Source organism: Faecalibacterium sp. OF03-6AC (assembly GCF_003478175.1).
GTDB classification, from domain to species: Bacteria; Bacillota; Clostridia; order Oscillospirales; family Ruminococcaceae; genus Faecalibacterium; species Faecalibacterium taiwanense.
Genome location: NZ_QUEN01000004.1, coordinates 267,788 through 279,513, shown reverse-complemented (window position 1 = coordinate 279,513; position 11,726 = coordinate 267,788). Strand labels below are relative to the sequence as shown.

The window sequence follows — 11,726 nt, the reverse complement described above, 5'->3', positions numbered from 1 at the left end:
CACCCCCGCCTCCTTGTCAACACTTTTTGACAACTTTTTTCAATTTCTTTGCAGCGCAAAGAATCTCCCCGTTTTTCACCCGTTTCAGGGCGTGCCTTTTTCTTGACAAGGCGGCGGGCAGAACGTATTATGGAGTCATCCCCCAGCATCCTGTGTAAGGTAGCTATACTTATTCTATAAAGGAGAAGCGCCATGCCCTGTGTCAACATCCGCGGCTGCTGCATCGGCGAGGGCCGCCCCAAAGTTATTATTCCTATTGTAGAGCCCACGGAAACCGCCATTCTTGAAAAAGCTGCCGAGTTTTCCACATTGCGCGCCGATTGTGTGGAATGGCGTATCGATTGCTTTGAAGGCGCAAAAGACCTTCCGACTATCGTGCACTGCGCCGCGAAGCTCCGTGTTGCCTTGAAGGATAAGCTGCTGCTTTTCACCTTCCGCACAAAAGCCGAAGGCGGCAAGGCCGCTTTGGCTCACGAAGAGTATCTTCATTTTATCCGCACCGTTCTTGCCACCGACTGCGCCGATCTGATCGACATTGAATTTTTCACTGCAGGCGCAGAGCTTCCCGCGCTGATCGAAGATGCCCACACCGCCGGGGCTGCAGTGGTGTGTTCCAGCCACGACTTCCATAAAACGCCGCCGCGCGCCGAACTGGTGAGCCGCATGGTTGCCATGCAGCAGGCCGGGGCTAATCTGCCCAAGCTGGCTGTGATGCCCCAGAGCCGTGCCGATGTGCTGGAGCTTCTGGCTGCCACCGCTGAAATGGCCGACCGGCATCCGGAGACTCCCATCATTACCATGAGCATGGGAGCTCTGGGCGCGGTGAGCCGCCTTTCCGGCGAAGCCCTTGGCTCCGCCATGACCTTTGCCAATCCCGGACAGGCAAGTGCACCGGGGCAGGTATCGCTGGACATCGTAAATGAAGTACTGGATGCACTGCATTTGTAACCAACAACTCGGAATTTGTGGAGGAAACAAACATGGAAGATAATAAATCAACGAATGTCAAGAAAACGGTAAAATCAGGAATAACTTTTGGAAGTGCATTAGCTATGGTTATTAGTTATACAACGTGGAAGTCTGTCGGTTGGGCGATTTTTCATGGATTACTTAGTTGGGTATATGTCGTATATTTCCTTTTGCGTTACTAAATTCCAGTTTGTCGCACATCCTGCCTAAAACAAAAACCGGAACGATCGTCCCTTTTTCGGGTGAATCGTTCCGGTTTTTATGTTATATTGAAAATCGTTTTATGCCAGCTTGGCTTCCAGACGGGTGCGGATGGCCTTGATAAAGCCCTCGCTGTCCACAGCGGTGGGGGTGATGCCCTCGGCCAGACCGCACAGGTCTTTCGTCATGATGCCGTCGTTCAGGGTCTGCAGGCTGGCGGCTTCCAGTGCCTCGCCAAACTTCACCAGCTCCGGCAGGCCGTCCAGTTCACCGCGCTTCTTGAACGCGCCAGACCACGCAAAGATGGTAGCCATGGGGTTAGTGGAGGTCTTTTCGCCCTTCAGGTACTTATAGTAATGGCGGGTGACGGTGCCGTGGGCGGCCTCGAACTCGTATTTGCCGTCCGGACTGACCAGCACGCTGGTCATCATAGCCAGAGAGCCAAAGGCAGTGGAGACCATATCGCTCATCACGTCACCGTCGTAGTTCTTGCAGGCCCAGACAAAGCCGCCCTCGCTGCGAATGACGCGGGCAACGATATCGTCAATGAGGCTGTAGAAATAGGTGATGCCTGCGGCCTCGAACTTTGCCTTATACTCGGTGTCGTACACCTCCTGGAAGATATCCTTGAAGGTGTGGTCGTACTTCTTGGAGATGGTATCCTTTGCGCCGAACCACAGATCCTGCTTCACATCCAGTGCGTAGTTGAAGCAGCTGCGGGCAAAGCTGCGGATGGAATCATCCTTGTTGTACTGGCCCTGCAGAACGCCAGTGCCCTCAAAGTCAAACACGGTGGCGCGCTGCTCAGAGCCATCGGCACCGGTGAACACCAGTTCAGCCTTGCCTGCACCCGGGATGCGGAACTCAGTGCACTTGTACACATCGCCGTAGGCGTGGCGGGCAATGGTGATGGGCTTTTTCCAGTTTTTGACCACCGGCTTGATGCTGTCGATCATGATGGGTGCGCGGAACACGGTGCCGTCCAACACCGCGCGGATGGTGCCGTTGGGGCTTTTCCACATCTCGTGCAGCTTATACTCGTCCATGCGCTGGGCATTGGGAGTGATGGTGGCGCACTTGACCGAAACGCCGTACTTCTTGTTGGCAAGGGCGGCATCCATGGTCACCTTGTCGGCGGTAGCGTCGCGGTTGGGCAGGCCCAGATCGTAATATTCGGTCTTGAGGTCCACAAACGGAAGGATCAGTTCGTCCTTGATCATCTTCCACAGAATGCGGGTCATTTCGTCGCCGTCCATCTCGACGAGGGGCGTGGTCATTTTGATCTTTTCCATAGCAGGGTTCCCTTTCATCTCTTTGGATCGTTTCTCCAGCCGCGCTGCACTGCCAGATGCCGCGCGGGCAGTTCGGCAGAATGTTTATTTGCGGTAAGCGGCTGCCAGCTTTTCAAGGGCCGGCAGGCTGCGCTTGACCTTTTCGGTATCGATGCAGTAGGCAAGGCGCACATAGCCCTTGACACCGAAGCTGTCGCTGGGCACCAGCAGCAGGTCAAACTCCCGGGCCTTCATGCAGAAAGCGTTGGCATCCTCTTCCAGAGCCTTGGGGAAGATGTAGAAGGTACCGCCGGGGCGCTCCACCTCAAAGCCCAGCGCGGTGAGCTTATCGTACAGCAGGTTCATGTTGGTCTCATACACGCTCAGATCACTGGTCACATCCTGACAGCGGCTTACGGCCCGCTGGATGATGCTGGGCGGGCAGTTATGGCCGGTGAAGCGGGAGATCTGGGCCATCATGTCCACCAGCACATCCTCGCCTTCACAGCCCGGACGCACCGCCACATAGCCAAGGCGCTCGCCGGGCAGGCTCAGGCTCTTGGAATAGGAGAAGCAGGTGAGAGTGTGGGGGTAGAACGCCGCCGGGTAGGGCACCTTTTTGCCGTCGAATGCGATATCCCGGTAGGGCTCATCGCTGACGAGGAAGATGTTGTGGCCAAAAGCCTTGCTCTTCTCGGTCAGGATCTCTGCCATGCGGGTGAGCGTCCCGGCAGAGTAGACCACGCCGGTGGGGTTATTGGGGGTGTTGATGAGCACACAGGTGGTCTTTTCGCCGATCATCTGCTCGAATGCGTCCAGATTGGGCTGGAAGGTCGGTGCCTGCGGCGGCACAACCTTGAGGACTGCCCCGGTGCCCGCCACATAAGGGCCGTACTCCGGGAAGTAGGGCGCAAAGGTGAGCACCTCGTCGCCAGGCTGCGTGACCGCACGGATGGCATGGGCAATGGCACCCGCCGCACCGGTGGTGGGGAAGATGTGCTTCTGCTCATAGGGCAGGCCAAAGGTCTTTGTCAGGTGCGCTGCCACATCGGTGCGGAAGCCCGGGTCGCCCTGACTGGGGCAGTAGCCGTGCAGGTTTACCGGTTCCTCGTTGGCCAGCAGGTCCTGCATGGCGGCAGTGAACTCCTGCGGGCAGGGCACGCTGGGGTTGCCCAGCGAGTAATCGAACACATTCTCATATCCGATCTCTGCGGCACGCTGTTTGCCGTACATGAAGGTCTCGCGGATGACGCTCTTATTGCCGAGCATCGCGCGGTAGGTCTCATTCAGCATAATACTTCCCCCTGAGAGTTTATTTGTGGGCAGCCGTATAGCTCTGTTCCACCTTGATGATGCAGCTGTAGGCTGTATCCTGTTCCTTGATGAACTGTTCCAGCTGTGCCAGCAGCTCTACCTTATCCCCTGCATAGCCTGCCGGCAGCACCAGATCGAACAGCACGTTGGTGTGGGTCCTGCCCGGCACGATGCGCAGATCGTGCAGCGAAAGGGCCGGGTCGAGCTGGCGCAGCTTTTCGGTCAGGCGGGCGCGCAGCACGCCCACGGCAGAATCCGAGGTAACGATGGGGTCGTAGTGGATGGTAACCAAAAGCCGGTCATTCTTAAAAAAGTCCCGCTCAATGTTGTCGATCAGGTCGTGTGCCTCCAGCGGGTCCTGCTCGGCGGGCAGCTCCACATGCAGGGAGGCGAACTGGTGTCCCGGGCCGTAGTCGTGCACCATCAAATCGTGCATTCCCAGCACGCCGGGATAAGAGAGTACCTTCTGCTCGATGTGGTCCACCAGATCCTCGCTGGGGCTTTCGCCCAGCAGCGGGCTGAGCGTATCCATCACAAGGCCCCAGCCGGAAATCAGGATGAACGCCGCCACGCCTACACCCATCAGGCCATCCAGCACATCCCAGCCGGTCACGCGGCACAGCACCGCTGCAATGAGCACCGCGCTGGTGCTCAGCACATCGTTGCGGCTGTCCGCAGCAGTGGCAATGAGGGTCTCGGAGCCGATGATACGCCCGATGGTGCGGTTGAAGCCGCTCATCCACAGCTTGACGAGGATGGATGCGATCAGCACGGCCACCGTGAGCCAGCTGAACACCACCGGGGTGGGGTGCAGCACCTTGACCACCGATTCCTTCAGCAGCGAAAAGCCGATGCCGAGAATGGTCACGCTGACTACCAGCCCCGCCAGATATTCATACCGGGCATGGCCGAAGGGATGCTCTGCGTCCGGGGCCTTGCCGGCCAGCTTGAAGCCCACCAGACTGACCACGTTGGACGAGGCATCCGACAGGTTGTTCAGGGCATCTGCCATGATGGCAATAGAGCCGAACAGAGTGCCTACGGTCAGCTTGCCCAGACACAGCAGCAGGTTGCATGCCACGCCCACCCAGCAGGCAAGGTTGCCGTAGGCGGCGCGCACCTTAGGGTCCTGCGCATGGTCGGGCTGGCGGATGAAAAGACGAATCAAAAACTGAGTCATAACGGTCCTCCATGGGCAGCGCTGGACACCTGCATACCCTGTCATCGCTTATAGTATAGCATTTCGCTTTATCGTTTTAAAGTATTTTCCGAAAACTTTTGCCCGGTATAGAAAGACCCCGGCAGAGCGGGATGCCCTGCCGGGGAGCTTTATGGGAACGGTAAACCGGGATTTTCGGATGAATTACTTCTCAGAAGGCTTGCTCAGGTCCACGCTGCGGATGATCTTGCGCACTGGCAGGATGCTCTTGGCGTTCATGGACAGCTCGTCCACGCCCATGCGCAGGAAGGTCTCGGTGAGGGCGGTGTCTGCGCCCAGCTCACCGCAGATGCCCACCCAGATGCCGTGACGGTGGCCCGCCTCAATGGTCATCTTGATGGCGCGCAGCACAGCGGGATGGTGCGGGTTGAAGAACGGCTCCAGCTTTGCATTCTGGCGGTCCAGCGCACAGGTGTACTGGGTCAGGTCGTTGGTGCCGATGGAGAAGAAGTCGCACTCGGCAGCCAGCTCGTCCGCGATCAGCACAGCGGCGGGGGTCTCGATCATGGTGCCCACCTCGATGTTCTGGCCCATCTTCACGCCCTCGGCGGTCAGTTCTGCGCGGCATTCTTCCAGAACAGCCTTGGCATCCTGCAGCTCCCGCAGGCTGGTGATCATGGGGAACATGATGCTCATGTTGCCGTAGGCAGAAGCACGCAGCAGAGCGCGCAGCTGAGTCTTGAAGAAGTCCCTGCGGGTCAGGCAGATGCGGATGGCGCGGTAGCCCAAAGCGGGGTTCTCCTCGTGATCCAGCTTCATGTAATCGACGGTCTTATCGGCACCGATGTCACAGGTACGGACGACCACCTTGCGGGGAGCCAGACTCTCCACCACCTGCTTGTAGGCCTCGAACTGGTAGTCCTCGGTGGGGAAGTCCTTGCAGTTCAGATAGACGAACTCGGTGCGGAACAGGCCCACACCGCCGGCGTCGTTCTGCTGCACAGCGCCCACATCGCTCATGCCGCCGATGTTGGCAAAGACATTGATGGTCTTGCCGTCCAGCGTGGTGTTGGGCTTGCCCTTCAGCTCCTGCAGCAGGGCCTGCTTCTTCTGATCTTCCTGCTGGCGCTTCTTCAGGCTCTTGAGCAGGTCGGGGGTGGGGTCAACGTAAACGCAGGCGTTGTAGCCATCGATGACCGCCATCTTGCCGTCCCAGTCGTCCTGAATATCCTTGCACTGGATCAGGGCAGGGATGTTCATGCTGCGGGCCAGAATGGCGGTGTGGCTGTTGGAGCTGCCCTCACGGGTGATAAAGCCCAGCAGCAGGCTCTTATCCATGCGGACGGTCTCAGACGGGGCCAGATCCTCCGCGACCAGAATGCTGGGCTCGGTGCCCTGCAGGCTGGCGTTGTCCACCCCCTGCAGGATGTCCAGAATGGCCTGTGCGATATCGATGACATCTGCACTGCGGGCCTGCAGATACGGGTCATCCATGGCGGCGAACACCGCAGCCTGATTGTTGCCTGCCGTCTTGACGGCGTACTCGGCACACTTTTTCTGGCTGTTGATGATCTCCTTGATGGCATCCACAAAGTCGTCGTCTTCCAGCATCATGGCATGGATGTTGAACACCTCGGCGATGTCCTCGCCAGCCTCTGCCAGTGCCTTTTCATACAGCGCAGTCTGCTGCTCAATGGCCTTCTGCTGCGCTTCTTCAAAACGCGCCACTTCCGCTGCGGTATCCGCTACCTCTGCGGCAGAAATGGCAGTATCCTTTTTCTTGTAGATCTTGAGCTTGCCGATGGCGATGCCATTCAGGATGCTCTTACCGGTGCCTACCTGCATTGCACACTACTCCTTCTTCATCTGTGCCGGGGCCGCACTGCTCCGACAGTCCAAAAAAAGCCCCCGCAGCTCACCCGCGAGGGCCTTCCTCATCTTAACTGCGGAATCAGACGTTCTCGGTCAGGAACTTCTGGATGGCTGCTGCTGCAGCTTCCTCGTCGTCGCCCTCGACCTTGACGGTAACGGTCTCACCCTGCTTTACACCCATGCCCATCAGAGCCATCAGCTTGCGCATATCGCAGCTCTTGCCGTCCTTTTCCAGGGTAGCGCTGCTGGCAAAGCCCTTGACAGTCTTGACGAGCAGGCCGGCGGGACGAGCGTGGATGCCGCATGCATCCTTAACGGTATACTGGAATTCCTTCATAATCATTTTCTCCTTACTTGATCCCGTGCGGCGCTTCTGCACTTGCACCAGACGCGGCCGAGCCGCGGCACGGTTGATACATCTATTATAAACCCTTGCCGGGAATTTTTCACCATTTCATATTGCTAATTTTTTATGCAAAATTTTGGTACAATTGAACATACAAATGTGACAAAAATGCACGCATTTCACTTTTTCTTCTGCTTGTGCGCAAATTTTAGGCAAATTGCGGCCTGATTTTGCATCAAAACCCGAAGCTGTTCCCGGTCGTTTCCGGCTTTGGTAGGTCGTTCCGGTGCTCATTCCACCGGATATCCCTCGGCATCCAGCGGCAGTTCCGTATAAGGTACAGCCTGCGGCACGGCATCCGGCTCACCGGAGGTCTGCTGGGCGGTCAATTCCTCGTCATGGCGTTCGCCCCAATCGCCGCTGTAGTCCTCGCCGGAGGTCTGCTGTGCCGGTTCGCTGCCGGTCAGCTCTTCGTCGTGGCGCTCACCCCAGTCGCCCTCGTAGTCCTCGCCGGAAGTCTGCTTTGCCTCAGCTTCCGCCATGGCGGCCTGCATGTCTTTCAGGCCCACCACAACGCCGGAGGGCCGTTCCAGCAGGTAAGCTCCCACGGCCTTTTTGCGGTACACCAACAGCACACCGTAGCGGCTGGTCTCGCCGCTGCTTGCCGCCGGGATCAGCGCCGTCCATTTTTCCACGGTCTTGCCCTTGTAGCGTGCAAGGTCCATGCCGCTCTGCTGCACCACCCCGTTGAAGGCCGAAAAGCTGTCATCCCACTTGCGGGGGATCTTGACCTTGTCTGCTGTGATGGATGCGCCGTCCACATCCAGACCGTAGCCGGTGAACCATGTCTGGATGTCCTGTGCACTCTCAATTTTGTTCACCGCCGCCGAGACCGCAACGGTGCGGTTGCTGATGAACCGGCCCAGCAGAGCACTGCACACCACCAGTGCGCAGCACATGGCACCCAGACCCAGTTTTTTCAGGCTCGTTTTGCTTAACGTGACTACAAACATATCCCCATGCCTCCCCAGCCTGTTTATTGCTCTGAGAACAATTTATTCAGCACAGCTGGGGTGTATGACAAAAGGGCAGGTAAAACCTGCCCTTTTGTCAATATCGATCAATGTGCTTTTGTAAAATCTTCCGAGCTTACTTCGCCGTTCTGGCGGAGCACCTGTTTCAGCACCTGCATCACACCGTATTCCCGGTGGGACGGTGCCAGAAACGACACCTGCGCCCGCAGCGGTCCGCTGCCGTTCTCCATCAAAAAGCCGTACTTCGCGGTGGTGAGCATCTCGGCATCGTTGTAGGTGTCACCAAAGGCCATCATGCTGTCGGCCGGAATGCCCAGCAGTGCACCCACCTTTGCCAGTGCTGCACCCTTGTGCACACCTGGGTTCATCACGTCCACCCAGTTTCTGCCTGCCACTGCCACCGAGAATGCACCGCCATTTCCGGTGTGGAATGCGCCGTAGGTCCGGTCGAAGGCTTCCTGCGAGTCGTCGTTGGGCAGATAGACGGTAAACTTATCCGCCGCCGCTTCCACCGCAGTCAAGTCATCCACATATTCCACCCGGGTATAAAAATTCTTGAAAACGGCATCGTATCGTTCATCCTGCTTTTCGGCATAAGCAGCCTGCAGGCCGCACAAAAGGCCCACGTCTCCGGCCTGCTTCGTGCTGCGGGCCAGCTGCCGCCAGCCCTCGGCAGGCATTTCGGACACAAACAGGTCTTTCCCTTTCCAGCGGGCAGCGCCGCCGTTGTCGCCAATGAGGATGATCTCCTCCAGCAGATCGGGGAACATCGTTTCCAGTGTGTACAGAGGCCGCCCGCTGGCGGCGGCAAACAAGATGCCCTGCCCGGCCAGTGCACGGATGGTCTCGGTAAACTTTGGCGGCAACTGGCTGTACTCGTCCAGAAGGGTCGCGTCCATGTCCGATGCGATCAGGCGAATGCGGTCCATTGCAGTTTCCTCACTTATCCGATGTAGCTGATGTTCACGTCCATATCGCCCTTATAGCCGGGCAGGCGTGCCGTGCAGGTGCCCTGCCACAGGGCGCAGTCGATGGGGCTGCTGGCAACACCATAATGTGCGTTCCAGATGGTATATTTTTTCAGGCTGTTCAGATCGACACGCTTGCGGTACCACAGGGTAGAGGCATACACACCGGGTTTGTAGCCCTGTGCCTTGACCTCCTCACAGAAGGCGATGGCGCACTTGGTGCGGTCCTCCATACCCAGACCGTCGGCGCGGCCGGAACCATTGGAAGCGCCGGATGCTTCGGTGTCAAAGAAGATGGGGTAATCCAGCTTGCGTCCGTTCAGTACGTAGGCGCAGGCAAAGGCTTCCTCCTTGGCTTCCTCCTCGGTGGTGGCCTGACTGAAGAAATACACGCCCACCTTCAGGCCCGCATTCTTCACATTGGTGAAATGCTCCTCGAACATGGGGTCCAGCACCAGCGTGCCGGAAGCACCATAGCCGCGGTAGCCGATGCGGACGATCACAAAGCTCACGCCTGCCTTTTTGATCTGGTTCCAGTCGATGTTCTTCTGATACTTGGAAACATCCACACCGAAGGTCTTGCCATTTTCCAGCACACCGTCCGCATTGAAGTAATAGAGTTTATTGTCGATGCACTGGATGCCGGTCACCGGTTTGTTGGTGGTCTGGCTGTAGTAGTAGGTCTTGCCGCCGGAGGTACGCCAGCCGGAGTAGGCCGGCTCCGGCTGAGACTCGTCTTTGCCCAGCCAGCCGAACAGGAAATTGAACAGCCAGCTGAAAAAGCCGTTCTCATCGCTCAGGTCGATGCACTGGGCTTCGGCGGCATCCATGGCACCGGCATCCAGTGCGGCACGGATCTCCTCCGGGGTCAGCACCACGCTGTTTTCCGGCGTGTGCTGGTTCGTGCTGTTCTCCTCCGCTTCAGTGGCCTGTACAGGCGGTGCTTCCGGGTCCTGTGCAGCAAGCTCCGGGGTCTCCGTCTGCAGGGTGGGCATTGCCGTTTCCTGCTGTGCAGAAACAGTCTCGGTCACTGCCGCGGTACTTTCTTCCGGCTGTGCAGCCAGTGCCAGCGGTGCGCCCATTGAAAAGGTCATTGCCAATGCCAGAACTGCCGCTGCACACCGCGTTTTGCCGCGGGTGCCGCGGGCAGTCAGTTTATTCCAGAACGTTTTTTTCATGTTGTGCTCCAAACCTCATGCATTTTTATCGGGATGCCGCCCTTCGCAAAAAGGGCAGCGTTTCATCTTCTCAATACTCTTTCAGTATACACCCGCGGGCAAGCCCCCGTCAATTGCCGCACACTGCAAAGCGCAGCTCCGAAAAGCTGCCGCCCCGGTATCAGAAAATGCTCCAAAACAGATACGTCTCAGCCCGCAAAAACATTGCACAAAGCCAAAAATTGCAGATATTTCCAGCAAAATCAGCATTTTGTCTTGCTGTCTTGACATGTGTATGGTATTATACTTGACATGCAGTTTTTGCATTGAATCCACCATCTTGAAACAGAAAGGCAGTTTCTCATGTCAAATGTGAAAGATTTCTTAAAACGCAAGGATATCGTCATCACTCCGCAGCGCTATCTCATTGAAGCGCTGGGTGCCATGGCGCAGGGCCTGTTTGCCAGCCTGCTGATCGGCACCATCATCAAGACGCTGGGCCAGCAGACCGGCCTTGACGTACTGGTAGACCTTGGCGGCTACGCCACGGCCATGAGCGGCCCGGCCATGGCCTGTGCCATCGGCTGGGCACTGCACTGCCCGCCGCTGGTGCTGTTCAGCCTGATCACCGTAGGCTACTCGGCCAATGCTCTGGGCGGCGCAGGCGGCCCGCTGGCCGTGCTCATCATTGCCATCGTGGCTTCCGAGCTGGGCAAGGCCGTGAGCAAGGAGACCCGCGTGGACATCCTCGTGACCCCGCTGGTGACCATTTTTTCCGGCGTGGGCCTTTCCATGCTGATCGCCGCACCCATTGGCGCTGCCGCAAGTCAGGTGGGTACCCTGATCATGTGGGCCACCGAGCAGGCCCCGCTGGCCATGGGCATTCTGGTATCCGTCATTGTGGGCGTGGCGCTGACCCTGCCCATTTCCTCTGCCGCCATCTGCGCCGCGCTGGGTCTGACCGGCCTTGCCGGCGGTGCCGCCGTGGCAGGCTGCTGCGCCCAGATGATCGGCTTTGCCGTGATGAGCTACAAGGAGAATGGCGTGGGCGGTCTGGTCAGTCAGGGCCTTGGCACCAGTATGCTGCAGATGGGCAACATCGTCAAGAACCCCCGTATCTGGATCGCGCCCACACTGGCCAGTGCCATCACCGGCCCGCTGGCCACCTGCGTGTTCCACTTTGAGATGAACGGTGCCGCTGTGTCCTCCGGCATGGGCACCTGCGGTCTGGTGGGTCAGATCGGCGTGTACACCGGCTGGGTCAGCGACATTGCCGCCGGTACCAAAGCCGCCATCACCCCGATGGACTGGGCTGCCATGGTGCTGCTGTGCTTTGTTCTGCCCGCTGTGCTGAGCGTGATCTTCTGCGAGATCGAGCGCAAGCTGGGCTGGATCAAAGAGGGCGACCTGAAGCTGAACTGATTTTTAAGCGGAA

Annotated in this window: 11 protein-coding genes; 3 read left to right on the top strand and 8 right to left on the bottom strand. The window is 58.1% G+C overall.

Features of this window, described 5'->3' with window-relative positions:
• Positions 1–192: 192 nt before the first annotated feature.
• Together aroD and DXA66_RS14380 are read left to right on the top strand one after the other, a co-directional pair.
• Positions 193–948 (top strand): type I 3-dehydroquinate dehydratase, encoded by a 756-nt coding sequence (gene aroD, locus DXA66_RS06955; RefSeq protein WP_118527785.1) that lies wholly within the window; start codon positions 193–195, stop codon positions 946–948.
• Between the two features lie 32 nt (positions 949–980).
• A complete protein-coding gene (locus tag DXA66_RS14380) occupies positions 981–1,151 on the top strand; it encodes a hypothetical protein (RefSeq protein ID WP_165852900.1) in 171 nt (56 codons plus the stop codon).
• Positions 1,152–1,250: 99 nt separating this feature from the next.
• On the opposite strand, the gene DXA66_RS06950 is transcribed toward DXA66_RS14380, so the two are convergent.
• The 8 genes from DXA66_RS06950 to DXA66_RS06915 form a co-directional block, all read right to left on the bottom strand.
• Positions 1,251–2,462, bottom strand: a complete 1,212-nt coding sequence (locus DXA66_RS06950) for an NADP-dependent isocitrate dehydrogenase (RefSeq protein WP_118527783.1) — start codon at positions 2,460–2,462, stop codon at positions 1,251–1,253.
• An 84-nt stretch (positions 2,463–2,546) separates the two neighbouring features.
• A complete protein-coding gene (locus DXA66_RS06945) occupies positions 2,547–3,734 on the bottom strand; it encodes a pyridoxal phosphate-dependent aminotransferase (RefSeq protein WP_097776994.1) in 1,188 nt (395 codons plus the stop codon).
• Between the two features lie 19 nt (positions 3,735–3,753).
• Positions 3,754–4,935: a cation diffusion facilitator family transporter gene (locus tag DXA66_RS06940; RefSeq protein ID WP_118527781.1), complete on the bottom strand. Its 1,182-nt coding sequence runs from the start codon at positions 4,933–4,935 to the stop codon at positions 3,754–3,756.
• Positions 4,936–5,118: 183 nt separating this feature from the next.
• The gene (ptsP, locus tag DXA66_RS06935) at positions 5,119–6,759 is read right to left on the bottom strand and encodes a phosphoenolpyruvate--protein phosphotransferase (protein ID WP_097776992.1); all 1,641 of its coding nucleotides are present in this window, start codon (positions 6,757–6,759) and stop codon (positions 5,119–5,121) included.
• 106 nt (positions 6,760–6,865) lie between these two features.
• Entirely contained in the window at positions 6,866–7,129 is a 264-nt protein-coding gene (locus DXA66_RS06930; protein ID WP_005937619.1) for an HPr family phosphocarrier protein, read from the bottom strand.
• 293 nt (positions 7,130–7,422) lie between these two features.
• Positions 7,423–8,145, bottom strand: a complete 723-nt coding sequence (locus DXA66_RS06925; protein WP_097776991.1) for a DUF4830 domain-containing protein — start codon at positions 8,143–8,145, stop codon at positions 7,423–7,425.
• Positions 8,146–8,252: 107 nt separating this feature from the next.
• Positions 8,253–9,095: an HAD-IIB family hydrolase gene (locus DXA66_RS06920; protein WP_118527779.1), complete on the bottom strand. Its 843-nt coding sequence runs from the start codon at positions 9,093–9,095 to the stop codon at positions 8,253–8,255.
• 14 nt (positions 9,096–9,109) lie between these two features.
• Complete coding sequence (locus DXA66_RS06915) at positions 9,110–10,312, bottom strand: GH25 family lysozyme (RefSeq protein WP_243089048.1); 1,203 nt, start codon at positions 10,310–10,312, stop codon at positions 9,110–9,112.
• A 342-nt stretch (positions 10,313–10,654) separates the two neighbouring features.
• Between DXA66_RS06915 and DXA66_RS06910 the strand changes: the two genes are divergently transcribed.
• Positions 10,655–11,713: a PTS transporter subunit IIC gene (locus tag DXA66_RS06910; RefSeq protein WP_118527775.1), complete on the top strand. Its 1,059-nt coding sequence runs from the start codon at positions 10,655–10,657 to the stop codon at positions 11,711–11,713.
• The last annotated feature ends 13 nt before the right edge of the window (positions 11,714–11,726 follow it).

What these genes read in the sequence shown, in the direction of transcription:
- DXA66_RS06920 (WP_118527779.1), bottom strand. Translation starts at nt 9,095, where the DNA reads ATGGACCGCATTCGCCTGATCGCATCGGACATGGACGCGACCCTTCTG.
- DXA66_RS06925 (WP_097776991.1), bottom strand. Translation starts at nt 8,145, where the DNA reads ATGTTTGTAGTCACGTTAAGCAAAACGAGCCTGAAAAAACTGGGTCTG.
- DXA66_RS06910 (WP_118527775.1), top strand. Translation starts at nt 10,655, where the DNA reads ATGTCAAATGTGAAAGATTTCTTAAAACGCAAGGATATCGTCATCACT.
- DXA66_RS06945 (WP_097776994.1), bottom strand. Translation starts at nt 3,734, where the DNA reads ATGCTGAATGAGACCTACCGCGCGATGCTCGGCAATAAGAGCGTCATC.
- DXA66_RS06930 (WP_005937619.1), bottom strand. Translation starts at nt 7,129, where the DNA reads ATGATTATGAAGGAATTCCAGTATACCGTTAAGGATGCATGCGGCATC.
- aroD (WP_118527785.1), top strand. Translation starts at nt 193, where the DNA reads ATGCCCTGTGTCAACATCCGCGGCTGCTGCATCGGCGAGGGCCGCCCC.
- DXA66_RS06940 (WP_118527781.1), bottom strand. Translation starts at nt 4,935, where the DNA reads ATGACTCAGTTTTTGATTCGTCTTTTCATCCGCCAGCCCGACCATGCG.
- ptsP (WP_097776992.1), bottom strand. Translation starts at nt 6,759, where the DNA reads ATGCAGGTAGGCACCGGTAAGAGCATCCTGAATGGCATCGCCATCGGC.
- DXA66_RS06950 (WP_118527783.1), bottom strand. Translation starts at nt 2,462, where the DNA reads ATGGAAAAGATCAAAATGACCACGCCCCTCGTCGAGATGGACGGCGAC.
- DXA66_RS06915 (WP_243089048.1), bottom strand. Translation starts at nt 10,312, where the DNA reads ATGAAAAAAACGTTCTGGAATAAACTGACTGCCCGCGGCACCCGCGGC.
- DXA66_RS14380 (WP_165852900.1), top strand. Translation starts at nt 981, where the DNA reads ATGGAAGATAATAAATCAACGAATGTCAAGAAAACGGTAAAATCAGGA.